The sequence below is a fragment of the Mongoliitalea lutea genome (assembly GCF_014652135.1).
In the GTDB taxonomy this organism is placed as follows: domain Bacteria; phylum Bacteroidota; class Bacteroidia; order Cytophagales; family Cyclobacteriaceae; genus Mongoliitalea; species Mongoliitalea lutea.
The window spans coordinates 57,016-81,332 of record NZ_BMYF01000002.1; the positions used below are offsets into that span (position 1 = coordinate 57,016).

Here is a 24,317-nt window from a genome sequence, read left to right on the forward strand (position 1 = left end):
GGCAGTGTTTTAAAAAATTCCTGTATATGTAAATGGACTGATGGCTCTTAATTCTGTTTTGATGGCTTCGGAAACTTGCAAGCCTTCAATGAATCGCTTGATGGATTGTTCCGTAATTTTTTCATTGGTTCTTGTCAGATCTTTCAAAGCCTCATATGGTTTTGGATACCCTTCTCTTCGCAAGATCGTCTGAATAGCCTCTGCCACAACAGCCCAGTTTTCTTCCAGATCAGCTGCAATTGCTTCCCTGTTCAATTCCAGTTTGTTTAATCCCTTATTCAAGGACTCTAAGGAAATCAGCATATGCGCCAAAGGTACACCAATGATTCGTAGGACAGTAGAATCTGTCAAATCCCGCTGAAGCCTGCTGATGGGTAGTTTCGCAGCTAAATGCTCCAATAAAGCATTCGCAATTCCCAAATTACCTTCTGCATTTTCAAAATCAATGGGATTGACTTTATGGGGCATGGCAGAAGAACCGATTTCACCGGCTTTGATTTTTTGCTTGAAATAATTCATCGCCACATACTGCCACACATCCTTGGAAAGGTCTAGCAATACAGTGTTGACTCTTTTCAATGCATCAAAGCAGGCGGCTAAATTGTCATAGTGCTCAATCTGTGTCGTAGGATAAGAGCGCTCCAAATGTAAATAGGAATCGACGAAATTCGAAGCGAATCCATTCCAATCAATGCTAGGGTAGGCCACATGGTGGGCATTCATATTTCCTGTCGCTCCTCCAAATTTTGCTGAGAAAGGAACAGCCTGAAGCTGTGCCAGTTGGGTTTCTATCCGCGTAACAAATACCTGAAATTCTTTCCCTAGTCGGGTAGGAGAGGCTGGTTGTCCATGAGTTTTCGCCAACATGGGAATGTCTTTCCATGCTGCTACCTGAGCTTTCAATTTGGCAATAACTTGTTGCAAGGAAGGAAGAATCACTGTAGCCAACCCATCTCTCAACATCATGGGAGTCGCTGTATTATTGATATCCTGTGAAGTCAATCCGAAGTGGATGAATTCTTTGTAAGCACCTAGTCCGATGGTGTCAAACTTTTCTTTTAAAAAGTACTCCACGGCTTTCACATCATGGTTGGTTACTTTTTCGGTGTCTTTGATGGTCTCAGCATCTTTTTCGGAAAAATCAGTGACTATAGCCCTCATTGCTGCAAACTTGGAGGAATCTATTTCCTGTAATTGAGGGAGTGGCAATTCGCACAGGGCAATGAAGTACTCCACTTCTACATGGACTCTGTATTTGATCAGGGCATATTCTGAAAAAAAGGCTCTAAGATCTTCTGTCTTGGCTCCATATCTACCGTCGATAGAACTTACTGCGGTGAGTGTACTGAGATTCATGTGTTGATTTGTTGTCAAGTCCCAAATTTAGTTGTTTAGGATGGATTTTTGGTCCTCCATCTACATTTAAATATAGGTTTGTATAACCGATATTGACCGAAAGAAAAAATTACCACTCGCCCCAACGGCCATCCCTGTATGTTTGCGCCATGAAATATTTTCTTTGGCTTTTCACGCTCATACTTGCCTCTCCCGCTTCCTTCGCTAACAATAAAAAAGACCGAGATTTCGGTGTTCAGGTTTATGAAGCTGTAAAGGTTATCTCCTTGGATGGGACGATTGAGGATGATGAGTGGGCTGATGCAGATTTGATTGATGGCTTTATTCAGCAAATGCCCAAAGAGGGATTACCTGCAACCAATCGGACGGAAGTAAAGCTCAAGTACGATGAGAATTTTTTATATGTGGCTGCAAAATTGTACCACGAAGTAGGAGAGGGGTATGTGGTTTCCTCACTCAAACGGGATTTTAGATTTTACGAAAATGATGCATTTGCCATCACCATTGGGCCTTACGATGATGGGAATAATGGATTTATGTTTGCTGTCAATCCATACAATGTACAAATGGAAGGCCTCATTCATCACGGGGATAGAGTTTCCGATGTTTGGGATAATAAATGGTATTCTTCTGTCAACCGATTCGAGGATCATTGGGAAGTAGAGATGGCCATCCCCTTCAAAACGCTTCGTTACACGGAGGGCTCCAATTACTGGCGAGTAAATTTTATCCGAAACGACCGTAAAAATTATGAGCGATCATCTTGGGTGCCTGTTCCATTGAATCAACGAATTCAGGGAATTGCCTTTTCTGGATACCTAAATTGGGATAAGCCATTGAAAAAGCCGGGAGCGAATATTGCTGTCATTCCTTACACTGCTGTCAATGGGGCCAAAGATTACCAAAGAGAGCAACCTGCCACCTCAGGAATTGCCGCTGGCTTTGATGCTAAAATTGCCTTGACTCCTTCCATGAACTTGGATTTGACTTTCAATCCTGATTTTTCCACAGTGGAGGTGGATCAGCAGCAAACCAATTTGAATCGATTTGAACTCTTCTTTCCTGAACGCCGGCAGTTTTTCTTGGAAAATGCAGACTTGTTTGGGGATTATGGATTTCGTCAGATCAGGCCCTTTTTCTCCAGAAGGATAGGTATCGCCACCGATAGTATCGGTAGAAGCAGTAATAATCGGATTTTGTATGGAGCCCGTTTGAATGGAAATGTAGGAGATAATCTGAGAGTAGGCTTACTCAATATGCAAACTGCAGATGAATTAGCTGTTGGCTATCCAGGTCAAAATTATACCGTGGCTACAGCTCAGAAAAAAGTTTTCAGCCGATCCAATATTGCAGGTATTTTTGTCAATAGACAGACAACAGGTGTTATTCCTGAAGGTAGTCGGGTCACTACATTCAATCGGGTTGCTGGCTTGGATTACAATTTATTGTCAGCGGATAATAAATGGACAGGGAAGTTTTTTTATCACCGTTCATTTGGTCCGGATGATCTACAGGATCCACAGGCTTTTGCTTCTCATCTAAGTTATAATACAAAAAAACTTAACCTCCAATGGAATCAGGAATATGTGGGGGGGGATTACAATGCAGAGGTTGGGTTTGTGCCCAGAAGAAGCTACTGGCGATTGGAACCAAATGCCATGTACAGAATTGTAGCCAAACCGGAAAGTAAAATTTTCCAACAAACCTTCCAAGTTCGGTATGACCTGTATAAAGATCAGGATTTCGGGCAGACCTTGGATGAAAACATCACATTTGCTTACCGATTATATTTCAAAAATACCTCTACAATTCAGGCGAGGCTATTCAATGAATACATTTACTTGTTCAGACCTTTTGATCCAACCCGTACAGGTGGAAAGCAGTTAGAGGCTGGTACAGATTATCGATATACAAGAGCAGGGATAACCTATACTTCTGATAGTAGAAAGCTTTTCAACTATTCATCTACTGTATACACAGGAGAGTTTTTCAATGGTGAGCGTTTGTACGTAAATACCAATTTGAATTATCGTGTGCAGCCCTATGGTAACGTTTCGTTGTATGCAGAATATAACAAGCTTCAATTTCCAGAGCCTTATAATTCAGCGGATTTATGGTTAGTGGGTCCGAGAATGGAACTTTCCTTTACAGACAAGTTGTTTCTGAGTACCTTTGTGCAGTACAATTCACAGATCGAAAATATCAATATCAACACAAGATTTCAGTGGAGATTCAAACCTGTTTCGGATTTGTTTGTTGTGTACACAGATAATTATTTGCCAGAGAACTTCCAAATTAAGAACCGTGCATTAATTTTGAAGCTCACTTACTGGATCAACGTGTAATCGGAAAAGCGGGTATGTTCAATTTATTCAAAAGAAAAAAAGAAGAGCCTTCCAAAGGCTCGCAATATATTTCATTAAAGGTCAGGGAAGTAGTCAAAGAAACAGCCGATACGGTGACTATTTATTTTGAGCAGCCTGAGCCCTATTTGGATTATAAACCAGGTCAATTTTTGACTTTAATCCTTGAGATTGATGGTAAAGAAGTGCGTAGATCGTACAGTCTATGTACGTCTCCCTTTGTAGATCCTTATCCAGGGATTTCAGTCAAAAGGGTGACAGGTGGATTGGTGTCCAACTACCTCAACGATCAAATCCGTCCGGGGAAGACCATTGAAATCATGAAGCCCCTCGGGAACTTCACTGTTCCTTTCCATTCTCAAAACAAACGAAATTTTGTGATGGTAGCTGGTGGGTCTGGTATTACGCCAATCATGGGGATACTAAAATCTGCTTTGATCAATGAGCCGCAATCCAAAGTAAGCTTGCTTTATTGCAGTAGAAATGAAGAGCAAATCATCTTCAAAAATGCCTTGGAAGGATTACAGGCCAAGTATGGTGAGCGTTTGGAAATTGTCCACAACTTGAGTCAGCCAAGTGCCGCTTGGTCGGGATGGTCAGGCCGTTTGGATGCTACCAAAATAAAAGAGTTTCATCAAAAAGTTACTGAAAATTCAACCTTGGAGCCCTTGTTTTTCGTCTGTGGTCCTGAGGGTATCATGGATGCAAGTAAAGAAACTTGGGTTTCTTTGGGCGTAGCATCGGATAACATACTCAGCGAAAGTTTCTACTCAGACTTGGATGCCAAAGAGAAGGAGATGGAAGCTGCTGGTAAATTAGCACCTGCATTGACACGTGAGGTAGAGGTAGAATTGGAGGGTCAAACCTATAAATTTGAAGTGGCTCCGGGGAAAACAATCTTGGAAGCTGGTTTAGATCAAGATGTGGATATGCCTTACAGTTGTCAGAGTGGCTTATGTACTGCTTGTCGAGGAAAATTAATTTCCGGTAAGGTAGACATGATTGAAGATGCAGGTCTAAGCCCAGGAGAAATTGCTGATGGATACATTTTATGTTGCTCGTCTAAAGCAGCAAGCGGAGATATAAAGATTATAATTGAATAGCCTTGGAAATTACAGAACTTAGAAAAATATATTCAAAATTGGAGCGGAATACCTTGATCTTGATAGCGATTCCGCTCCCTTTTTTTGCTTTTGCCTACCTCTACACCCAGAGTCCCGTGATGGAATTGAATCTTCCGCAGGAAAATTCTTTCTGGGGTGGCTTTAGCTTGACTTTTTTGATCACCTTATTGGCAGGTCATTACTTTGCCTTTCATTCCAAATTAGGCAAAGCAAAATCTCAGGACCTCGAAATCAACCAAAAGGTGCAGATCTATGCAGATGCAACGATGCTCCGTTTTTGGTTTTTATTCGGGATTGCCATTTGGGGGTCATTTTCCTTGATGATTACCGAAAATCCTATGTTTACCATTGTGTTGGCAATCAATCTGATATTTGCTTCCTTGGGTAAACCTAGTCCCGATAGGATTGTGCGCTTACTCAAATTAAAAGGTGAAGAGCGTCAGCAGGTAGAAGAGTTGAAGAAAAGAATCTAGTAGTTCTGTTTGACAAATTGTAACACCTTTTCCATTTCCCTGCGGATTTCAGATGCTTTATTCAGGTAATTACTGTTCATAAAAGCAAAAGCATAAATTCTTCCAGAATCCCCTTTGATGTATCCTACCAAAGAATGGTTGTTGGACATGGTGCCTGTCTTTGCGAAGACGTAGGGGCGTTGTGCCTTGTAATTGTTTTTGATAGTTCCATTGATGCCTCCCTGTGGGAAAATACGCATCAATTCTGCGCGGGAAAGCTCTTCTTCCAATTTGCTCAGTAACTGAATCATGCTGCGTGGTGTACTCAGGTTGTGTCGGGAAAGCCCTGAACCATCTACCCATTGTGGTTTATCCGGTAAATCTTTCAAGTAGGTTTTTTGGATAAACTCTATGGCCCGCTCTGCTTCCAGTTCTGAAAACAAATAATCCGATACCATTAAAAGCAGGTGCTCTGCAATAAAATTGTCTGACTCCTGCATCAATTCTATCCATAAAGGCCTTAAGCTGCCTGATTTGAATAATTGATGGTTAGCTGGAAGTGGATCCATGCTTAAACTTACTTTTTTCTTCAGCTGAAACTCCATCAGCTGTTGACTAAGTTCAGGAGAAGCGATAAAAGGTAATTCGGCTCTGACCTGATTGTAAGCATTGGGATTGTAGTAAAAAGTATTGGAATGAAAATCCCGTTCCATGCGCCAAGTTGGCTTAGTATATGTTTTCACCATGCCAGCAAATAAAGGGACTTGGGCTTGTGGTTTGTTTTGTTGATTATTGAAAATCGCCAAATTCCCATAAATGGGTAGGGGCGAGCGCTCTGCTGAATAGGCGTAATAATAATCATCCCACTGCCATCCATACCCAAAGCCCGTATCTTTCCAATTGCTATGTGATAATTGGATCTCAGAAAAACGGTTGAAGAATTGATCAATTCTTGCACCATTATTTGCTTTATGGTAGTGCCAGGTTGGATCACCGGAACCCCAAATTTTCACTGAATTTCCATTGCTGACATATCGAAAAGTATGTGTACTGTCCCTTAATGTTTTGAGTGTAGCATAGAATGTGAACACTTTGATCGTAGAGGCGGGGATAAAATTCAAATGACTGTTTTTCTCATAAATCACCTGCTGACTATCCAAATCAAACAGCATAAATCCAGTCAGGTGATTATCGAAAAACGAGCCTCTCCCCATTAAAGCTTCAAAGCGCTCATATTTTTCTCTAACCTCCTCGGTTTGTGCAAAAGAGGAGGGTAAAGTAAGTACTCCAATACTACAGAGAACTACTAGGAATAGAACTAATTTCCGCATAGTTTATGCTTTAACCCGGATCAAATTTAACCATCCAGCAATGAAAGCTACTCCGCCCAAAGGTGTAATGGCGCCTAGCCAGGTTATGCCAGTAATACTCAAGACATACAAAGAACCTGAAAAAATCAGGATGCCAATCGTCAATAGTAGGTAGGAGAGATTTAGGTGTTTGACTGTGGGTTGCAGCTGTTTCCAGATAGCAAAAATCAATAAACCTAAAGCATGGTAAAAATGGTATTTAACCGCAGTTTCAAAGGTGTCCATTCTGCCATTGGCTTCTAAAGTTGGCTGCAATCCATGGGCTCCAAAAGCACCAATACCAACTGCCAAAGCAAGCAATACTGCCGCCCCAATCATCCAAATTCGATTATTCATATTACTGGTAATTTCTTTCTCCAAAAATGGCACTTCCTACGCGCACCATGGTACTTCCTTCCTCTTGGGCTAACAGGTAATCTCCGCTCATACCCATTGAAAGTTCTTTCAATTCAACGTTGCTTGGGAGTGCTTCGTTTTGAAGTGATTCAAACAAATTTTTCAAAAAGCGGAATTCTGCCCGGATTTGGTCCTCATCATCGGTATAAGTGGCCATGCCCATCAATCCGATGATTTTTACACTATCCAGTTTTGCTAACGCTTCATCGTGTAACAAGGTACGTAATTCAACCTCATCTAAACCAAACTTACTTTCCTCTTTCGCTATATACACTTGTAGCAACACTTGTATAATACGCTCATTCTTTTTCGCTTCTTTATCAATTTCTTTCAATAGCTTCAAAGAATCCACACTATGGATCAAATGAACAAATGGTGCAAGGTATTTGACTTTATTACGCTGCAAATGTCCAATCATATGCCATCGGATATCCTTAGGCAATTGTTCTGCTTTCTCACTCATTTCCTGCACCTTATTTTCTCCAAAGTCCCTGATACCTGCCTCATAAGCCTCTAGCAAGAGTTTATTCGGTTTTGTTTTACTGACCGCCACCAAGGTGCAGGTTGGATTAATAAAAGTATTTTTTAGGGAAATTAGATTTTCTTTCAGGTTCATTCGCTTAATTTTGGTAAGTTAGAATAACACGCAGCACACAGACAAAGATATGGCTATATTAGGTACATTACTAAAAAAAGGCATAAGATTACGGGAGTCTCTAGAACAGGAATACAGCAACCCTTTGGAACTTCAGAAGCAATGCCTTAAAAAGTTATTGATTACAGCCAAGGATACGGAGATAGGGAAGAAATACGGTTTTGCAGAGATTTTGAAGTCTTTCAAGGAACCTAGTGATCTCTTCCATCAGAAATTTGCCAGCAAGGTGCCCATTTACAATTATGATAAAATTTACGAGGAATGGTGGTACCGGCTTAAAGATGGAGAGAAGAATATCACTTGGCCAGATGCTATCCGTTATTTTGCCTTGACTTCCGGTACTTCTGGGGCTTCTTCCAAATACATTCCCATCACCAAAGACATGGTGAAAGCCATACGGAAAACGGGTGTTCGGCAAATTCTGAGCTTATCCAAATATGACCTGCCGGATGATTTATTTACCAAGGGGATTTTGATGCTTGGAGGCAGTACTGATTTGGATTTTAATGGGACATTTTTCTCAGGGGACTTGAGCGGAATTACTACAGGTAGATTACCCGTGTGGTTTCAGCGTTTTTACAAGCCTGGTAAGCAAATCTCAAAGAATAAGGATTGGGGTGAAAAGTTGGAACAGATTGTGCAAAAGGCTCCATCTTGGGATATAGGGATTATTGTGGGGGTGCCTGCTTGGTTGCAGATTTTATTGGAAAAAATCATCGAGCGCTACCAATTGAAGCATATTCACGAGATTTGGCCTAATCTCCAAATTTTTGTACATGGGGGAGTGGCCTTTGAACCCTATAAAAAGGGCTTTCAAAAGTTGCTTGGGAAACCGTTGATTTACATGGAGACCTATTTGGCTTCTGAAGGTTTTTTAGCCTTTCAAGCATTGCCTAATAGAAACTCGATGCGCTTGGTGTTGAATAATGGGATCTTTCATGAGTTTATCCCGTTTACGGATGAGAATTTTGATGAGAATGGAGAAGTCCGGCCCAATGCCACCATACTCAATATCAGTCAGGTCCAAGAAGGTGTTGATTACGCACTATTGATATCCACCTGTTCAGGAGCTTGGAGGTATTTGATTGGAGATACCATTCGCTTTGAAAGCAAAGCTGAAGTGGAAATTCGTATTACTGGGAGAACGAAGCATTTTCTTTCGCTCTGTGGAGAGCACTTATCCGTGGATAACATCAATCAAGCCGTAAAAATGGCAGAGGAAGAGCTGAATATTGATATTAGGGAATTTACCGTTGCTGGCATGCCTCATGGGACCTTGTTTGCACATCATTGGTTTGCAGGTACAGATTCGGATGTGTCAGAGGAGTTGCTCAGGGAGCGAATAGATACCTATCTTCATCAGTTAAATGATGATTATGGAGTTGAGCGTAAACATGCCTTGAAAGAAATGCGACTTTCCAAAATTCCAAGTCACCTGTTCTATGATTGGCTTCGTGCCCAAGGGAAAGAAGGTGGACAAAATAAATTCCCGAGAGTATTGAAAGGGGATAAAATGAATGATTGGTTGGATTTTCTTCGTGCAAATGGAGTGAAGCTATGAGTCCAGCATTGTTGGAAGGAATGAGTATGGGCTTGTTGCTGTCAGCAATGGTTGGGCCAGTGTTTTTTACGCTGGTTCAAAACAGCCTCCAAAATGGTTTCAGACACACGGCAGTCTTAGCTTTAGGTATTTTTGTAAGTGACCTGCTGTATGTGTTACTGACCTATTTTAGCATCAATTTATTGGCAAAAAGCACCTATTTTGAGGTTGTTCTTGGCTATGCAGGAGGGCTGGTTTTGGGAGGTTTCGGGGTTAGCTCCATCTTGAAAAAAAATGTCAACCGTCCTAATTCTGGAGGGCTCCCTGTGTTAAAAGATAGCAAAAAGAAAGGGTTTTGGAAAGGTTTCAGCATCAATGGTATCAATCCTTTTGTACTCCTGTTTTGGATTTCCATAGCAGGTTTGGTGGCCATAAAGGATAATTTTGATAGGGTAGACGTAGGCTTATTTTACGCTGGGATTTTGGTGACAGTATTTTTGATTGATTTGTTGAAAGCGTTTGTGGCCAAGCAATTGAGTGGTTTTGTAACTCCCGGCATTATGCAAAAACTAAATATTGCTGTAGGTGTATTTTTGGTGTTTTTCGGATTTCGGTTGATTTGGTTTGCCTTTGAAAAACACCAAGCCCTTTTCGCTGGTTAAGGATAAAAGACGGTTCTATGAAAAATATTCTTCCAGTTATTTTACTTACCTTCTGCTTGGTTTTTATGGTGGTTTTAGCTGTTGAAGCGCAGACTCAAGGTGAGATTCTCCAAGATTTCAATCAGGTTAGGATTGACTACAACAAGCAGGGCATGATGATTTTGGGTTCTTGGGCCGTCGGAAATATCATTTGGGGAGGTGTAATGGCTGGAAGAACTACCGGGGAAATCCAAGGATTCCATCAGATGAATGCTTACTGGAATTCTATTAATTTATTGATTGCTGGGTTTGGCTATTACTCCGCGATGAAGGAAGTGCCCAGTGCTGATTTCTGGGAAACCATGAGGAGTCAACAGTCCATAGAAAAGATTTTGTTGGTCAATGCAGGTTTAGATGTGGCCTATATGGCGGGAGGCTTGTATATGCTGGAGCGAGGGAGAAGGACGGATAATGAGCGCTTGAGTGGCTTTGGGAAGTCAGTAATTTTGCAGGGTGCCTTTTTGATGAGTTTTGATGCTATTAAATTTTTGATCCACAATAGCCATGGAAAGGGATTGCCCAACTTACTTGAAAATGTCAGTTTGGGCCCAGGAGGGATAGGCTTCCGAATGCTTTTCTAACCAAATTTCTTTTGTTAGTTTATTCGATGGGCGCTCACGACCACCACAGGTCTCGGAGGGATGCCGAAAGTTGTGCATCTATACCCTAATTCACTTTCTAGAGGTTGACGTATTCTTATACGTAACCGTATATTTGACTCTCCAAAACGGTTTCTATCTAAGTTCAACCCCATACGATGATTACGCCTACTGGCAGTGGAGCCTACTAATTCCTCCAAGCGTTCTACATCATCCTCGTCAAAAGTAAAGACCATAAAACCACAATCACCATCGATACCCAAAGTTGTCACTTCAAATACATCTGTGGGTAATCCCATTGTTGGGTCGGATTCAGTGCAGGCCGTGTAAAGTCTAATCAACAAGAAAAAGAGAAGGAATTTTTTCATAGGCTCATTTTTTCATTAGGACGTAGTTACCCATGTTTTTGTCTTGCCTTTTCACAATAATTTTGTCGCAGAAGCAATCAGACTTAAAGTAAATAAAGAGTTAAGCATATAAAAAAAGGGGCGCTTGGCCCCTTTATTTTTTCTTACTTGATTCCATTGAAGAATCGATTCCATCGGATTTTACTGAACATGGATTTATGTTTATCCAAAGACAGCCATAAGAACCAGGCTTTGCCTACCACATGGTCTTCCGGTACAAATCCCCAGTAGCGGGAGTCGTAGGAGTCATGTCTATTATCACCCATCATGAAGTAATAATTTTGCTTGAAGGTGTAGGAAGTCACCTCTTGTCCATCAATGATCAATCGGTTGTTTTGAACCTGCACATCTTTTAAGCGCTCATAATACTGAATGGTGCGAGCATATTTCGCCATAGTCTCATCGTTGATTTCTATGGTCCACCCTTTTCCAGGTACTTCCAAAGGTCCAAAATTATCTTTATTCCAACCAAAGTAAGCACCATCGGGGAATATCCGTGGGTCACCTGAATTTGGACGCTCTGCGCGTAACATGACATTACCGATTGCCGGAGATTTTTTCAGCCGATCTATATTTTCCTCAGTAGCCATAGCCATGTAACCTACTCCATTGCTGAATGGCATATAACTATCTTTGTTGATGCCATACTCATTGAAGAAGTCTTCATTTAAGTTTTTTTCCGTCAAGATATCGAAAGAAAACTGCATTTTGGGAGGGTCATCGCCTCTTTCTCCATTGATGTAAATATCAGTTTCTCGAATTTCTAAAATATCACCTGGTACCGCTACAGCCCGTTTGATGTAGTTGGTTCGCAGGTCTACGGGGATATCAATTTCTTCTGGAAAATTGAAAACCACCACATCATTTCGTTTTATCTTGGTAAATCCAGGCAGACGCATGTACGGTAATTGAATCCAATCCTTATAAGAATTGATTTCTGTTCCCCAGATCTTCTGATGCGTCAGAGGCATTTGGATTACTGTTTTGGGTACCCTGGTTCCGTAATGCATCTTGCTTACGAAAAGAAAATCACCTACTAAAAGGGATTTTTCCATGGATCCTGTAGGGATCGTAAAGGGCTCAAGGAGCAACCAACGGATTAAACTCGCAGCTATAACAGCAAAGACGAGAGCGTCAATCCATTCGCGGGTTGCTGACTTTTTTTTCTTTTGTTCTTCTTGCATGATTTTCAAAAATATTAGAAAGATAGGAAATCATCCATGGACAGCACACCTTTTTTATCCTGAATCCACTCCGAAACCAATACTGCTCCCATAGCAAAGCCTTTTCTACTGTGGGCTGTGTGGGTAATCTCGATATCGTCGATGTCCGAACTATAGGTAATGGTGTGTGTACCAGGGGCTGGGTCAATTCGTTTGGCGCTGATGGGTAAGGAGTCAGCTTCAATAGCTTGGCCTTCATCTAAGGTCCACCTTTGAAAGCGTGACTGTTCTGCTAAAATTCCTTCCGCAAGTGTGATTGCAGTGCCTGAAGGAGCATCTTTTTTCTCTGTATGATGAATTTCTTCCATGCTGATTTTGTAATCTACTTGATCCTTCATCAAGCTGGCGAGAAATCTATTTACCTTGAAGAAAATATTTACCCCCACACTGAAGTTGGAAGCATAGAAAAATGCTGTATTCTTTTCTTTGGTTAACTGCTCAATGACTGGCTTTTCGTGTAACCAACCTGTGGTACCTGATACCACTGGAATACCTCGGCTGATAGCCCAGGAGATATTTTCCACAGCAGCCTCCGGTTGGGAGAATTCTATAGCTACATCAATCGTTTTGATAGCTAAACTGTCCAATTCAGCCATATTATCAATAGTAATTCTACCGGCTATGGAATGGCCACGGGACTCCGCTATCTCAGCTATTATCTTTCCCATTTTTCCGTAACCTAATAAGAGTATGTTCATGTTAGAAATTAATTTTTAAACTCAAGCCCACCAAGGCACCTCCTGCTGTCAGCATCTCAAAATTCGGTTCAAATCTAAAACTCAAATCTTCACTGACATCAAAAGAAGATAAATGTGCATCTATATGCGCATCTAAGATATTTAATGCATAAATTCCTATAAAGAGGAAGTAATTCAAATCCCGGTTTCTCCTCCAGAAATTCACATTTCTCACCAAACCATCCCGATTGAGATTGGGGAAATCTGTTGGTTCCTGTCGATCCAATCTTCGTAGATTATCCAAAAACAACTGATACCTTCTACCATTAAAATCAATGAAGAAAATGTTGGTAGCAAATCCTCCATAAATCAAAGGGGCTTTCCAAGCTTTATTGTTATAAACTTGTCCCGAACCAGGTAATAAGGCGGATAAGATAGTGGCTGTTTTGGGGTCTTTGACATCTCGATCGAAGAGTTTTATACTCAGGGTGTCATTGACAATGATTTCCTGCGCATAACTATCTACAAAAGAGAATAAAAAAAGGAAAAAAAACACCAAGCGTCCCCTTTTTGCAAGGGAATTAGCTGTGTTTTTAACAAAAATTAGGCTTTGAAAGACCTTTGAAAGGTGGTTTTCCCAGCTGAACTGTGTCCTTGTCAGCATCTCCTGTTGGTGCGTCTACTTAGATAATCTCTAATATTTCCAATATTCGGTTCAAATCCGATGTTGAGGTAAAGGGTATTTTTATTTCCCCTTTGTTTTTGGCATCTGCCTTCAATTGCACTCTGCTACCAAAGTGGGATGCCAATCGCTGTTGGATTTTATTGATTTCGTACTTTCTAACAGGGTCTAAATCCGGCTTATCAGCAGATACTTTGTCGGCTTTGTTATCATTGAGAGACTTTACCAATGCTTCCACTGCACGCACACTCAATTCTTCTTCCACTGTTTTTTTGTAGATTGCTAACTGTTTGTCAACATCTTCCACATTGATCAAGGCACGTGCATGCCCCATGGAAATCCTGTTATCTCTCAAGCCAGCCTGAATATCTGGTGGAAGTTTTAATAGGCGAAGGTAGTTGTTGACAGTAGTTCTGTTTTTACCAACACGGTCACCCAATTCCTCTTGTTTCAACTCACATTCTGTCAATAAACGCTGATAAGAGTGGGCAATTTCCAAGGCATTTAAATTTTCCCGCTGAATATTCTCAATCAGGGCCATTTCCAGCATTTGCTGATCATTGGCAGTACGAATATAGGCGGGAACCCTTTCCAGACCTGCGATTTTGGATGCCTGGAATCTTCGCTCACCTGAAATTAATTGATACTCTTTATCTCCTAATTTTCGTACGGTTATGGGTTGAATAATTCCTTGTACCTTGATGGATTCCGCAAGTTCCTGCAGAGCATCTTTATCAAAGTGCGTTCGTGGCTGATAAGGATTTACAAATATTTCGTCCAAAGAAATCTCATAGATTCCCGCAGAAGGAGAGGCAGGAATCAAATCCTGACTTTTACTTTTTTGAGGGGAATCTTCCAATAAGGCACCGAGTCCTCGGCCAAGAGCATTTTTCTTTGGTAATGGTTTTTTATCAGCCATGCGTTAATTTAATTTACTTTTTCCATTCCGTTTTTGCTGGCAATTTCCTGCGCGAGATTCAAATAGGCCACTGCGCCTTTTCCATCTGCATCGAAGGCAATTACCGGCAATCCAAAACTTGGGGACTCACTGAGTCGCACATTTCGAGGAATGATGGTGTCAAATACTAGATTTTTGAAGTGAACTCGCACTTCGTCAACCACTTGATTGGATAAGCGAAGACGTACATCGTACATGGTCAGCAAAATGCCTTCTATTTCCAAGTCAGGGTTGAGACGGGTTTGGATGATCTTGATAGTATTGAGCAATTTCCCTAAGCCTTCCAATGCAAAATACTCACATTGCACGGGAATGATCACAGAATTTGCAGCCGTCAGGGCATTGATTGTAATCAAACCTAGGGAAGGGCTACAATCGATGATGACAAAATCATATTGATCCCTCACGGAAGCAATTACGGTTTTCATTTTTTCTTCCCGGCTTTCGAGATTGATCATTTCGATCTCAGCACCTACCAAGTCTATGTGGGAAGGGACAAGTTCTAAGTGCTCAATTTCAGTTTTAAGGATGATGGAATGTATATCTACACCATCCACCATGCACTCGTAAATACTGTTTTCTATACTTTTAGGATCATGTCCTAGCCCAGAAGTGGTGTTGGCCTGAGGGTCAGCGTCAATTACTAGCGTTTTGAATTCCAAGACAGCTAAACTTGCTGCGAGATTCATTGCTGTAGTTGTCTTTCCTACACCACCTTTTTGGTTTGCAATCGCAATAACTTTTCCCATGAGGCTTATTTAAAGCTTGATAGTTTCTCCAATATTAAGCAAAATCAATTCTTTACCTGCTTTTGCTGCTGTTTTTTTTGCTTTTTCTAGGTCAATCTCGATATAAGGGAAGGTGTCAAAGTGCATTCCTACGATCTTTTTGACACCTACGAAATCAGCTGCGATGATGGCATCCTCAATACCCATGGTGAAATTATCTCCGATTGGCAGTATGGCAAAGTCCAATTTGAAAGACTCACCAATTAATTTCATATCATAGGTTAAAGCTGTATCTCCTGCATAATAGAAAGCACCTCCTTCATGCTTGATGACAAAGCCACCAGGATTTCCTCCAGAAGCCCCATCAGGCAAGGTGCTGCTATGTACCGCAGTAACATATTTCACCGTACCAAAGTCAAAGGTTTTGCTACCTCCATGATTCATAGGGTGGTATTTCTCAACTCCTTTTTGAGCAAACCATACTGCAATCTCGTAATTGGATACCAAAGTGGCATTGCTGGCTTTAGCGATTTTTTCCGCATCTGCTACATGGTCTTCATGGCCATGGCTGAGCAATACATAATCAGCACGGAGTTCATCAACATTGATATGTGCTGCTTTGGCATTGGGACTGATAAATGGGTCGAAGAGAATTTTTTTGTCCTGAATTCCTACCAGAAAGGAAGAATGTCCTAAAAAGGTTAATTCAATCATGGCTTGAGGTGTTAACAGTTTTCGTAATACAAATATATCAATATTATCATTGGTTCAATTCAATTGTTTTCCACAGCAAAATGTGGATAGCTTCGAAAACATTTAAAATGAACTCTTTAAGGTACGAATCCCGTAATGAATCGTTGAGATTTTCTTCTGATAATGAAGAAATAGGAGTGCAAAAAAAATGCGGTAGGAAGTCCCACCGCATTTCAGGTAAATTATTTGAAGACATTAGTCAAAAGAACTGTTGTCTTACAAGAAAATATCATCATTATCATATAGTACAACTGTTGAATGTTTATCATCGACTGTAGTCAATTAGCAAAAACTATTGTAGTTGTTGCTTACATAGACAATAACAGATAACCTTGTTACTTCTTCTTTTTCGCTTCGGCTGCTTTCATGGCATCTTCCAAGCGCTGCTGAAATTTCGACTTTTTCTTGTTGACATTGTTTTTGCTATAGTCATCGATCTTCTGTCTGATTTTCTTGTCATCGACAAAAGCTTTGATCAATGCCTGCTGTCCAAATGTTACCATGTTGGAAACAAAGTAGTAGAAACTCAATGCAGCTGGGAAAGAGTTTAATACAAACATAAACACCACCGGCATAATGTATCCGATATTTTTCATCGGACCTGTCTGTGCAGTCAGTTGATTATTGAAATGCGTGTAAGCAATCTGCGAAATGGTCATCAAGATCGTAAACAAACTCACGTGCGCACCATAGAAAGGAATGGTAAATGGTAAATAGAAAATTGCATCGTAAGTAGAAAGGTCATTTGCCCAAAGGAAAGACTCCTGTCTCAATTCGATAGAATTAGGGAAGAAGAAGAACATGGCAAACAAGAATGGCATCTGAAGCAACATCGGTAAACAGCCCGAAATCGGACTTACGCCTAGTTGGCTAAACAGCTTCATTTGCTCTTGCTGCATTTTGGCAGGATCATCGCCAAACTTTTCTTTCAACTCATCAATCTCAGGTTTGATCAAGCGCATCTTGGCCATTCCCACATAGGACTTGTAAGTTAGAGGAAAAAGTACCAATTTGATAATCAATACAATTAAGATAATGATCACCCCGTAATTACTGAAGTACTTCTCCAAAAACTGGAACAAGTTTACAATAATGTATTTGTTGACCCAGCTCACGAAGAAGTATCCCATGTCCACGTTTTTCTCAAAACCTGGCGTAATGGTCTTCAACAAGTTGTAATTATTTGGGCCAAAGAAGTAACTCATGGATGCTTTACCATCTGCTAAAGGCAACAAGATGTCTGCCTTTACATTTTTAATGGAAAGCGTGTCTTTAGGGGTTACTTGCAATACACTACCTCTGGTAAATGCATTGTCGGCAATGATGGCAGAAGTAAAGAAACGCTGGGAGAAACTCACCCACTTCAAAGGTTCTTCGATACTGTCTTCCGCTCGTTCGGAAGTCAAGCTTAAGTAATCATGACTTCCAGCAGCAGTGAAAAAGTTGACATTGGTTTTTCTTCTGGATTCTTCAATATCAGCTTCCTGACGGATTAATCGGTCATCCCACAAGATCTGCACTTCATTGTTGCGTAATGCGCTACCCAAACCTTTCAACTCCAAATTCTTTTCCAAGACATAACCGGAAGCAGGGAGGGTGTAGGTACGGACAATTTGAGCAGAACCGGATTGTGCAATGAAGGTCATCACCTGAGCCTGTGTACCATCTTCTAATTGAGAAGTAGCAGCGATAGGAGAGAAGAAAAGCTGATTTAAGCTGATGGTTCCTTTATCCGTTTCTAGATTGAAACTAAGGTCAGAACTTTCTTCATCTAAAATCACCAATGGACGCTGATCCCATGTTTTGAACTCTTTCAATGTGACTTTGGCAATCTCTGCACCTTGGGTCGTAAATTCTACAATCAAGTGCTCATTTTCCATGATCACAGTTTCTGCCGTACCTTTTGTCATGGGACCAAAAATCCCAAATTGCTGAATCGCCAACATGTCCTGAATACTATCAGGCTGTGCAATTGGAGCAACTTCCAAGGTAGCAGTTTCTTCCACTGTCGCTACCTGCTGTTCGGTAGTTACTACTTCTTCCACAATAGGTTCTGGTACTTTCGCAAAAAAGATCGAATACACCAACAACACGGCTGCGAATAGGATCAGTCCTGTCGCTTGATTTTTATCCATAATTTTAATGTTAACTCCTTAATCAAAAGAATAGGTAATGCCCAGATCTAGCGGACATTACCTTTCAATGGAAGGAATATGTTAATTACTCTTATTTTAACTTTTTGTTCTCAATGGCGGCGTTGATAAATCTCACAAACAAAGGGTGAGGATTCAAAACCGTACTTTTATACTCTGGGTGAAACTGCGTTCCTACAAACCAAGGATGTTCTTTTAATTCCACAATTTCCACCAGCTTGGACTCAGGATTGATACCGGAAGGGATCAAGCCTTTTTCCTCCATGGCCTTTAGATAGGTGTTGTTAAACTCATATCTATGTCTATGTCTTTCGGAAACTTTTGTTTTTCCGTAAGCTTGCGCCGCCTTACTTCCTTTTTTCAGTTCACAAGGATACGAACCCAAACGCATGGTTCCACCCATTTGTTGGATGTTTTTCTGATCCTGCATCATATCGATGACAGGATGAGGGGTTGCAGGGTCCATCTCTGTACTGTTTGCTTGGGCTAATCCTAAGACATTACGTGCAAATTCGATTACAGCAACCTGCATCCCCAAGCATATTCCGAAGAAAGGCAGCTTATTTTCGCGTGCAAATTTAACAGTTTCTATCTTACCTTCAAGCCCTCTTTCACCAAATCCTGGAGCAACCAAGATTCCATCTAAGTCATGAAGTCTTTCGCGCACAGTTTCAGGTTGTAATTCTTCAGAAGAAATAAGCTTTAAACGCACCTTGCATTCAGCCGCTGCACCTGCATGTATAAAGGCCTCAATGATGGATTTGTAGGCATCTGGAAGACTAACATACTTTCCGATCAAGCCGATATTCACCTCTTGCGTAGGGTTTTTGAGTTTGCCCAAAAATGCCTTCCACTGATCTAAATCTGTGTTGGTTTTGGAACTTAATTTAAGTTTGGTCATCACCCGCTCATCCAGCTTCTCTTTTTTCATCAACAATGGAACATCATAGATGGTCTCTGCATCCATTGCCTCGATGACACTGTTTAATTGTACGTTACAGAAGAGTGCCAATTTTTTCTTAACATCCATAGGTAAAGGATGCTCAGTTCTGCAGACCAAGATGTCCGGCTGAATACCGGCTTCCAGCAATTGCTTGACAGAATGTTGGGTTGGTTTGGTCTTAAGTTCTTTGGCAGCAGCCAAATAAGGGATAAGGGTCAGGTGGATCACCAAGAAGTTATTAGCTCCTAAATCCCATTTAGCTTGTCTTACAGCCTCGATAAATGGCAGGGACTCGATGTCACCTACGCAACCACCGATTTCAGTAATGACTACATCAAAAGCGTCATCTTGGCCTAATTTGAAAAAATTGCGTTTGATTTCGTCGGTAATATGAGGGATTACCTGTACAGTTTTTCCTAAATACTCTCCTTTTCGCTCTTTGGTGATGACGTTGTTGTAGATTCTTCCCGTCGTCACATTGTTTGCTTGGGAGGTTGGGTGATTGAGGAATCGCTCGTAATGCCCTAGGTCAAGGTCTGTTTCTGCTCCATCTTCCGTAACATAGCATTCCCCGTGTTCATAGGGATTGAGTGTGCCTGGATCGATGTTCAGATAAGGATCAAATTTTTGAATAGTCACACGGAAACCTCTTGCTTGTAATAATTTAGCTAAAGAAGCGGCGATGATGCCTTTTCCTAGTGAAGATGTAACACCTCCGGTAATAAAGATGTATTTGGTGGATGAAGCCATAAGAAGGGTGGGTAGTGTTTTTTGCTGGAATTCTTATGGGATTCAAAGGTAGGTATATGTTTCCACTAATCAAAAGTTATTGCTCGCGGAAACCGCAGAAGACGCTGAAAGTAATTGGAAAATTTGGTCGCATGGCTCCTGTAAGGCTGTCCACAGATTTTTCAGATTGGCACAGATGGATTTGCTGTCGCAAATTGGGGCTCGCAGAAAGCGCGGAATCCACAGAAAGAAGGCTGTCCACTAATGGCACGAATTGCACGAAGGATAGGTTCTCGCAGAATGCACAGAAGGCGCTGAAATTTTTTAGGAAAATTTGCTCGCATGGCTCCTGTAAGGCTGTCCACAAATTTCTCAGATTGGCACAGATGGATTTGCTACTGCAAATTGGGGCTCGCAGAAGGCGCGGAATCCACAGAAAACACTGAATCAATGTTGTAGCCCTGACCCGCGAGGGTCAGCACAATAGTAACCATGGGTTTCCCAACCCATGGATTGGAAGACCAAGGCACCTCTCATCTGCCCTGTAGGGGCAATACTACTTATGGAGGCTGTCCACTAATGGCACTAATTACACGAAGGGTAGGTTCTCGCGGAAACCGCAGAAGACGCTGAAAATGAAAATAATGGTTGCCTAGCTCCCTTGGGGCTGTCCACAGATTTTTCAGATGGGCACAGATGGGGATTTGTTGCTGCAAGATAAATGAAGGCAACAATCTATCATTTGAAACCCAAAGTTTACTAGGTCATATCAGGACAACTAGGGGCGTAGCCCTGTGGTCTTCGTAGAAATTGATGGTATGCGATGAATCAGAGGCGCGTAGCGCTGAGGTCTTGTCCAGATGGAAGGATTTAAACACAGATTGGAAATTGGATTTTCACGGATTTACACAGATTTTTTGCTGACGCAATGGTTGGGCTTGCGGAAGGCGCTGAAGCCGCAGAAAGAAAAGGAAATTGAATCTTGGAGGTTTTTCAGACCTGGAAGCTTTTTAGTGGTATTTATTTTAGAGATGATGATTCTTTGGAAGATATCTTTGGGGTATTTTAAAACCCCAAGATCGAATTTTGGAGCAAGTTACATTCGTTGAGTGGAAAAAGAGCATCGTTCGTTTTTATTGATCATCCCTAAACTCCAAAATATCTCCTGGTTGACAATCTAATGCTTTGCAGATGGCTTCTAAGGTGCTGAAGCGAACGGCTTTGGCTTTGCCTGTTTTGAGGATAGATAGGTTGGAGAGCGTGAGGTCCACTTTTTCTGAAAGCTCGTTGAGGGACATCTTACGCTTGGCCATCATCACATCTAGGTTTACAATAATCGGCATAGCTTAGACGGTTAACTCATTTTCGGATTGGATTTCTATGCCTCGTTTGAAAACCTGCGCAATCGCAAAGATCAAAATTCCCATAAAAATAAATTCCATTGCACCTCCTATGAATCCAGCCATTGATGGAATCTCAAATCCTCGTTTGATCAACCATTTGATACTGGATGAGGTAATGATGATAAGAAACCCTATTTGCAAAGCTGTGCTGCCCATCTGAGAAAGGTAGTTTCCAACTTTTGAATTAAAGGGATGTTGTAAGTCAATACTCATAAAAATTCTGATCATTAAGTAAAACAAGTATGCTTTCGAAACAGCAATACCTATTATTAAACTGAGAAGCCCAACATAGTACCATAAATTTTCTTGCATAAGACTATATAAGTTCAATCCTTCATACAGGTCTTGCGCCACCGGAGCATTGAAAAAGCTCAGGATTGCTACAAACGTAAGCGCACCTGCCTTGATACAAAGGCCAATAAATACAGACCAAATAACGACAGTCGTTAACATAAGCATGGGTTGATTTGCCCATTTTTCTTTCCATTGATTTTGAGTGTTCATAGTGTTGTTGCTTAGTAATGCAAACATCAATAAAAATTTATTGAAAAACAATAAAAATGTGGTGAAAAAAAAAACAAATCACTTTAGTCAACAGTAGGATGATGGGTGAGTGATTTGGTTAAATGAGTTGATTAAGTGATGGGTAAATGGGGTAGGGAGACTACTTTTTTAGCTTTGTGTCTCAATTGGAGAAAGAAAGTCTAGTTGTCATAATTTAAGCATCAATAATCGCATTTATACTTTTTTCGCCTAAAAAAATTGCGGCTTTGCGCCCTTGCGTGAACCCAATGCCTTCACCTCAACCGCTAATCAAACCCAAATGCTCTTGAAGAAACCACTGAAATCAACTTTGCATCAGGATGAGTTGGGTTGATGAGGTAATTGAATTCCTCTGGGATGATGCTGGAAGGGACCCGTAATACTGCGCTTGCTTGGCTTTGGATAAAATCATCTCCAATGAGTTGGGTCAATAATTGGGGTGGCTTGGCATCCCAATCATAGGGGAGGTACTCCGAAGAAAGAGTACTGATTACCACTGAATCAGGAATTTCTATGGTAATTAACACACGGTCCTTTGGGAAATCAGTCGCTAAATCCATATGTACCGCTACTTCCAACGATGTAAGCGCTCGTGATTCTGATGTGTACACCATAAAAGTATTTAGACTGTTCCAGCGGAAACCTTTGGATTTGGATGCGCCAATACCTTTAAGGGTGTCAGAGAGATATTTTCTCCGCTCTATCCTAAATACCAACATCAGGCAAGATTCCCGTATTCTATACGATGCAAACAATTACGAACTTCTTCTATGCCAGTAACGGAATCGAAAAGACTCTCAGGGCTAACTCCTCCCAAGGAAATATTAGGCTTTTTGAGCCAAGCTAGAAAATCATTCACTTCACCATTAAAAGTATCCACACCCAGATCCATCAATTCAGAAAGAACGAGAATCAACTCACTGTCTCTACCGCTAAGTTTTTCTTGGTCTTTTTTCTTTTTATTGTAAGTGGTCTGCGGGATATCCATCACCATAAGTACATTTTTGACAGGCATTTTGTAGGTGATAGCTACTTTTTCAATAGCATCAAAGGGCAAACCTTCTCGAATCAACTCTACCCGCTCAGCATTGGATTTCCACTCGATCGTCTTGTCGGAAAAGTCCATTGAATAGGAAGGATTGGACCTAAGCTTAGCTTCTTTTAGGGTGTCCTGACTTGGCTTAAATGGAATCGTCTTCATGGCAATATATTTGCTACTAATATACAGCATATTTGCTATATAAAAAAACTCTTCCGCAATTTTATCCTAAAACTTATTTTTCAAAAAAGACCTTTCCAACCCTTTTAATATGGTCTAGAAAATCAGGGTTCCTCAAGTGCGAAAAAATTGAAATATCAAATGTGTAAGGAAGAAATAATTCATCGAGGTCTTCTTCAATAGCGAAAAGTGTATCTAATGTAACATCTGAACCGATCAACGTTAGGTCAATATCAGAACCAGTTCTATAATTACCCATGGCTCTAGAACCATAAACTATTACTTTTTCTACTTCGGGATATTTTCCAAACACCGAATTAATCTTTTCCAGTGTTGTATGGGAGAGGCCAAATTTTTCAAGCTCTTTAGTTTTCATGGTCTAAGGTGTCCATTTTCGAATTAAACGCTTGAAATTCCTGAATATAATCTTCGATGATCTTAAAAAAAATAGCATCAGCTGTTTCCTCATTGTAGGTATGAGAAGTCTTGTTTCGACTTTTGATCATATCCATCCAAATGTCTCCATTGGTAATCAATCCTGCTGAAAAGGCAGCTCTTGTGGCATCTTTGGAACCATAAATTTCAGTATTTCCAGCAGCCTCCAGGAAGTCTTTCATTACATTCCAAGCGAGTTCATGGGTATATTCAAATCGCTGGATTAGTCCTTCTTTTAAAATGTCATCCAAAAAAGAATCTTCCGCAATTTTCCCGTCTTTTCCGGAAGGATAGTCTTCCTTTATCCTCAAAACGGCTTCATCCAGTTTAGCTAGAGCCTTTTTATAATTACTGAACCGTTGTTCCCAACGAATATCTTTTGATTCCATCGTATGTTTCTTGAATCATGTTAAGTTAAAGATTTTCCCCCATCTTCCCAACAATAATTTCTTATAAACGAAACTTACTGTCAATTGACAATCTCTGTTTTTTGAATGATTCACCAATAGGGGCTTTAGCCCTGCGTTCTTCGTAGAAAAATCATGGATTGTTAGTATCTGAGGGGTGTCAGCCCTGAGGTCTAAGAGCTCATGGATTCCATGTTTGCTAGGCACATACAATCTGTCATTATCAAGACCTCAGCGCTACGCGCCTCTGCTGATATCGTGTTTTATCAATGCTACGAAGATATCAGGCCTAACGGCCCTAAGTGTTATCCATCATTTGTCAGAGTTCCCGAGACTCCAATAATATTTTATTAATACTAAAACTGATTGAAGCTCGAAATCAGACTTATTTTTTATGAAGGATTGGCTAATAGGGGCTTTAGCCCTGCGTTCTTCGTAGAAAGGTCATGAATTGTTAGAATCTGAGGGGCGTCAGCCCTGAGTTCTAAGAGCTCATAAATT

At 40.9% G+C, this 24,317-nt stretch carries 26 protein-coding genes; 7 read left to right on the forward strand and 19 right to left on the reverse strand.

The window, feature by feature from the left end; all coding sequences use genetic code 11:
• Window positions 1–9 precede the first annotated feature (9 nt).
• Window positions 10–1,356 (reverse strand): adenylosuccinate lyase, encoded by a 1,347-nt coding sequence (gene purB / locus IE080_RS01980; RefSeq protein ID WP_189578766.1) that lies wholly within the window; start codon window positions 1,354–1,356, stop codon window positions 10–12.
• A 149-nt stretch (window positions 1,357–1,505) separates the two neighbouring features.
• Here purB and IE080_RS01985 point away from each other — a divergent pair, with 149 nt between their 5' ends.
• Genes IE080_RS01985 through IE080_RS01995 form a run of 3 tightly spaced genes read left to right on the forward strand, consistent with a single transcriptional unit; the run spans window position 1,506 to window position 5,316 of the window.
• Complete coding sequence (locus tag IE080_RS01985) at window positions 1,506–3,701, forward strand: DUF5916 domain-containing protein (protein ID WP_189578767.1); 2,196 nt, start codon at window positions 1,506–1,508, stop codon at window positions 3,699–3,701.
• Between the two features lie 14 nt (window positions 3,702–3,715).
• The gene (locus IE080_RS01990; protein WP_189578768.1) at window positions 3,716–4,822 is read left to right on the forward strand and encodes a ferredoxin--NADP reductase; all 1,107 of its coding nucleotides are present in this window, start codon (window positions 3,716–3,718) and stop codon (window positions 4,820–4,822) included.
• A gap of 2 nt (window positions 4,823–4,824) precedes the next feature.
• On the forward strand, window positions 4,825–5,316 hold the full coding sequence (locus IE080_RS01995; RefSeq protein WP_189578769.1) for a hypothetical protein: 492 nt from the start codon (window positions 4,825–4,827) through the stop codon (window positions 5,314–5,316).
• Here the strand turns inward: IE080_RS01995 and IE080_RS02000 are convergent.
• Genes IE080_RS02000 through IE080_RS02010 form a run of 3 tightly spaced genes read right to left on the reverse strand, consistent with a single transcriptional unit; the run spans window position 5,313 to window position 7,677 of the window.
• Entirely contained in the window at window positions 5,313–6,626 is a 1,314-nt protein-coding gene (locus IE080_RS02000; RefSeq protein WP_189578770.1) for a D-alanyl-D-alanine carboxypeptidase, read from the reverse strand. The two genes, IE080_RS01995 and IE080_RS02000, sit on opposite strands and share 4 nt — an antisense overlap.
• 3 nt (window positions 6,627–6,629) lie before the next feature.
• Window positions 6,630–7,001, reverse strand: a complete 372-nt coding sequence (locus IE080_RS02005; protein WP_189578771.1) for a DUF423 domain-containing protein — start codon at window positions 6,999–7,001, stop codon at window positions 6,630–6,632.
• A gap of 1 nt (window position 7,002) precedes the next feature.
• Window positions 7,003–7,677, reverse strand: coding sequence for a YggS family pyridoxal phosphate-dependent enzyme (locus IE080_RS02010; RefSeq protein WP_189578772.1), 675 nt, complete (start codon window positions 7,675–7,677; stop codon window positions 7,003–7,005).
• A gap of 49 nt (window positions 7,678–7,726) precedes the next feature.
• Here IE080_RS02010 and IE080_RS02015 point away from each other — a divergent pair, with 49 nt between their 5' ends.
• Genes IE080_RS02015 through IE080_RS02025 form a run of 3 tightly spaced genes read left to right on the forward strand, consistent with a single transcriptional unit; the run spans window position 7,727 to window position 10,538 of the window.
• Entirely contained in the window at window positions 7,727–9,277 is a 1,551-nt protein-coding gene (locus IE080_RS02015; RefSeq protein WP_189578773.1) for a GH3 family acyl-acid amido synthetase, read from the forward strand.
• On the forward strand, window positions 9,274–9,918 hold the full coding sequence (locus tag IE080_RS02020) for a LysE family translocator (RefSeq protein WP_189578774.1): 645 nt from the start codon (window positions 9,274–9,276) through the stop codon (window positions 9,916–9,918). The genes IE080_RS02015 and IE080_RS02020 overlap by 4 nt, the downstream gene beginning before the upstream one ends.
• Before the next feature lie 17 nt (window positions 9,919–9,935).
• Window positions 9,936–10,538 (forward strand): DUF6992 family protein, encoded by a 603-nt coding sequence (locus IE080_RS02025; protein WP_189578775.1) that lies wholly within the window; start codon window positions 9,936–9,938, stop codon window positions 10,536–10,538.
• Between the two features lie 14 nt (window positions 10,539–10,552).
• Here the strand turns inward: IE080_RS02025 and IE080_RS02030 are convergent, their stop codons facing one another.
• The 9 genes from IE080_RS02030 to pyrG all read right to left on the reverse strand — a co-directional run bounded on the left by IE080_RS02030 (window position 10,553) and on the right by pyrG (window position 19,830).
• Window positions 10,553–10,924 carry a hypothetical protein gene (locus IE080_RS02030; protein ID WP_189578776.1) on the reverse strand — a complete coding sequence of 124 codons (372 nt, stop codon included), beginning with the start codon at window positions 10,922–10,924 and terminating at the stop codon, window positions 10,553–10,555.
• A gap of 143 nt (window positions 10,925–11,067) precedes the next feature.
• Window positions 11,068–12,147, reverse strand: a complete 1,080-nt coding sequence (lepB, locus tag IE080_RS02035; protein WP_189578777.1) for a signal peptidase I — start codon at window positions 12,145–12,147, stop codon at window positions 11,068–11,070.
• Between the two features lie 14 nt (window positions 12,148–12,161).
• Window positions 12,162–12,884: a 4-hydroxy-tetrahydrodipicolinate reductase gene (gene dapB, locus IE080_RS02040; RefSeq protein WP_189578778.1), complete on the reverse strand. Its 723-nt coding sequence runs from the start codon at window positions 12,882–12,884 to the stop codon at window positions 12,162–12,164.
• A gap of 1 nt (window position 12,885) precedes the next feature.
• Window positions 12,886–13,419, reverse strand: a complete 534-nt coding sequence (locus IE080_RS02045) for a DUF5683 domain-containing protein (RefSeq protein WP_229800451.1) — start codon at window positions 13,417–13,419, stop codon at window positions 12,886–12,888.
• Window positions 13,420–13,546: 127 nt separating this feature from the next.
• Complete coding sequence (locus IE080_RS02050) at window positions 13,547–14,464, reverse strand: ParB/RepB/Spo0J family partition protein (RefSeq protein ID WP_189578780.1); 918 nt, start codon at window positions 14,462–14,464, stop codon at window positions 13,547–13,549.
• A gap of 8 nt (window positions 14,465–14,472) precedes the next feature.
• Window positions 14,473–15,252, reverse strand: a complete 780-nt coding sequence (locus IE080_RS02055; RefSeq protein WP_189578781.1) for a ParA family protein — start codon at window positions 15,250–15,252, stop codon at window positions 14,473–14,475.
• Window positions 15,253–15,261: 9 nt separating this feature from the next.
• A complete protein-coding gene (locus IE080_RS02060) occupies window positions 15,262–15,945 on the reverse strand; it encodes a metal-dependent hydrolase (protein ID WP_189578782.1) in 684 nt (227 codons plus the stop codon).
• A gap of 374 nt (window positions 15,946–16,319) precedes the next feature.
• On the reverse strand, window positions 16,320–18,119 hold the full coding sequence (yidC, locus tag IE080_RS02065) for a membrane protein insertase YidC (RefSeq protein ID WP_189578783.1): 1,800 nt from the start codon (window positions 18,117–18,119) through the stop codon (window positions 16,320–16,322).
• A gap of 91 nt (window positions 18,120–18,210) precedes the next feature.
• Window positions 18,211–19,830, reverse strand: a complete 1,620-nt coding sequence (pyrG, locus tag IE080_RS02070; protein ID WP_189578784.1) for a CTP synthase — start codon at window positions 19,828–19,830, stop codon at window positions 18,211–18,213.
• Between the two features lie 839 nt (window positions 19,831–20,669).
• Between pyrG and IE080_RS02075 the strand changes: the two genes are divergently transcribed.
• A complete protein-coding gene (locus IE080_RS02075) occupies window positions 20,670–20,918 on the forward strand; it encodes a hypothetical protein (protein WP_189578785.1) in 249 nt (82 codons plus the stop codon).
• 24 nt (window positions 20,919–20,942) lie between these two features.
• On the opposite strand, the gene IE080_RS02080 is transcribed toward IE080_RS02075, so the two are convergent.
• From IE080_RS02080 to IE080_RS02105, 6 genes are all read right to left on the reverse strand, one after another.
• Window positions 20,943–21,152, reverse strand: coding sequence for a helix-turn-helix domain-containing protein (locus IE080_RS02080; RefSeq protein WP_189578786.1), 210 nt, complete (start codon window positions 21,150–21,152; stop codon window positions 20,943–20,945).
• Between the two features lie 3 nt (window positions 21,153–21,155).
• Window positions 21,156–21,716, reverse strand: a complete 561-nt coding sequence (locus tag IE080_RS02085) for a DUF2975 domain-containing protein (protein ID WP_189578787.1) — start codon at window positions 21,714–21,716, stop codon at window positions 21,156–21,158.
• 305 nt (window positions 21,717–22,021) lie between these two features.
• Window positions 22,022–22,474 carry an RES family NAD+ phosphorylase gene (locus IE080_RS02090; RefSeq protein ID WP_189578788.1) on the reverse strand — a complete coding sequence of 151 codons (453 nt, stop codon included), beginning with the start codon at window positions 22,472–22,474 and terminating at the stop codon, window positions 22,022–22,024.
• Window positions 22,474–22,956, reverse strand: coding sequence for an Xre family toxin-antitoxin system antitoxin (locus tag IE080_RS02095; protein WP_229800452.1), 483 nt, complete (start codon window positions 22,954–22,956; stop codon window positions 22,474–22,476). Before IE080_RS02095 ends, IE080_RS02090 begins: the two co-directional genes overlap by 1 nt.
• Window positions 22,957–23,029: 73 nt before the next feature.
• Window positions 23,030–23,350 (reverse strand): nucleotidyltransferase domain-containing protein, encoded by a 321-nt coding sequence (locus tag IE080_RS02100; protein WP_189578789.1) that lies wholly within the window; start codon window positions 23,348–23,350, stop codon window positions 23,030–23,032.
• A complete protein-coding gene (locus tag IE080_RS02105; protein ID WP_189578790.1) occupies window positions 23,340–23,798 on the reverse strand; it encodes a nucleotidyltransferase substrate binding protein in 459 nt (152 codons plus the stop codon). Before IE080_RS02105 ends, IE080_RS02100 begins: the two co-directional genes overlap by 11 nt.
• Window positions 23,799–24,317: the final 519 nt, after the last annotated feature.

Bases quoted from the DNA above. Each gene is read 5' to 3' on its own strand.
- purB (WP_189578766.1), bottom strand. From the start codon at position 1,356: ATGAATCTCAGTACACTCACCGCAGTAAGTTCTATCGACGGTAGATAT.
- IE080_RS01985 (WP_189578767.1), top strand. From the start codon at position 1,506: ATGAAATATTTTCTTTGGCTTTTCACGCTCATACTTGCCTCTCCCGCT.
- IE080_RS01990 (WP_189578768.1), top strand. From the start codon at position 3,716: ATGTTCAATTTATTCAAAAGAAAAAAAGAAGAGCCTTCCAAAGGCTCG.
- IE080_RS02000 (WP_189578770.1), bottom strand. From the start codon at position 6,626: ATGCGGAAATTAGTTCTATTCCTAGTAGTTCTCTGTAGTATTGGAGTA.
- IE080_RS02005 (WP_189578771.1), bottom strand. From the start codon at position 7,001: ATGAATAATCGAATTTGGATGATTGGGGCGGCAGTATTGCTTGCTTTG.
- IE080_RS02010 (WP_189578772.1), bottom strand. From the start codon at position 7,677: ATGAACCTGAAAGAAAATCTAATTTCCCTAAAAAATACTTTTATTAAT.
- IE080_RS02015 (WP_189578773.1), top strand. From the start codon at position 7,727: ATGGCTATATTAGGTACATTACTAAAAAAAGGCATAAGATTACGGGAG.
- IE080_RS02020 (WP_189578774.1), top strand. From the start codon at position 9,274: ATGAGTCCAGCATTGTTGGAAGGAATGAGTATGGGCTTGTTGCTGTCA.
- IE080_RS02025 (WP_189578775.1), top strand. From the start codon at position 9,936: ATGAAAAATATTCTTCCAGTTATTTTACTTACCTTCTGCTTGGTTTTT.
- IE080_RS02030 (WP_189578776.1), bottom strand. From the start codon at position 10,924: ATGAAAAAATTCCTTCTCTTTTTCTTGTTGATTAGACTTTACACGGCC.
- lepB (WP_189578777.1), bottom strand. From the start codon at position 12,147: ATGCAAGAAGAACAAAAGAAAAAAAAGTCAGCAACCCGCGAATGGATT.
- dapB (WP_189578778.1), bottom strand. From the start codon at position 12,884: ATGAACATACTCTTATTAGGTTACGGAAAAATGGGAAAGATAATAGCT.
- IE080_RS02050 (WP_189578780.1), bottom strand. From the start codon at position 14,464: ATGGCTGATAAAAAACCATTACCAAAGAAAAATGCTCTTGGCCGAGGA.
- IE080_RS02055 (WP_189578781.1), bottom strand. From the start codon at position 15,252: ATGGGAAAAGTTATTGCGATTGCAAACCAAAAAGGTGGTGTAGGAAAG.
- IE080_RS02060 (WP_189578782.1), bottom strand. From the start codon at position 15,945: ATGATTGAATTAACCTTTTTAGGACATTCTTCCTTTCTGGTAGGAATT.
- yidC (WP_189578783.1), bottom strand. From the start codon at position 18,119: ATGGATAAAAATCAAGCGACAGGACTGATCCTATTCGCAGCCGTGTTG.
- pyrG (WP_189578784.1), bottom strand. From the start codon at position 19,830: ATGGCTTCATCCACCAAATACATCTTTATTACCGGAGGTGTTACATCT.
- IE080_RS02075 (WP_189578785.1), top strand. From the start codon at position 20,670: ATGGAAGGATTTAAACACAGATTGGAAATTGGATTTTCACGGATTTAC.
- IE080_RS02080 (WP_189578786.1), bottom strand. From the start codon at position 21,152: ATGCCGATTATTGTAAACCTAGATGTGATGATGGCCAAGCGTAAGATG.
- IE080_RS02085 (WP_189578787.1), bottom strand. From the start codon at position 21,716: ATGAACACTCAAAATCAATGGAAAGAAAAATGGGCAAATCAACCCATG.
- IE080_RS02090 (WP_189578788.1), bottom strand. From the start codon at position 22,474: ATGTTGGTATTTAGGATAGAGCGGAGAAAATATCTCTCTGACACCCTT.
- IE080_RS02095 (WP_229800452.1), bottom strand. From the start codon at position 22,956: ATGAAGACGATTCCATTTAAGCCAAGTCAGGACACCCTAAAAGAAGCT.
- IE080_RS02100 (WP_189578789.1), bottom strand. From the start codon at position 23,350: ATGAAAACTAAAGAGCTTGAAAAATTTGGCCTCTCCCATACAACACTG.
- IE080_RS02105 (WP_189578790.1), bottom strand. From the start codon at position 23,798: ATGGAATCAAAAGATATTCGTTGGGAACAACGGTTCAGTAATTATAAA.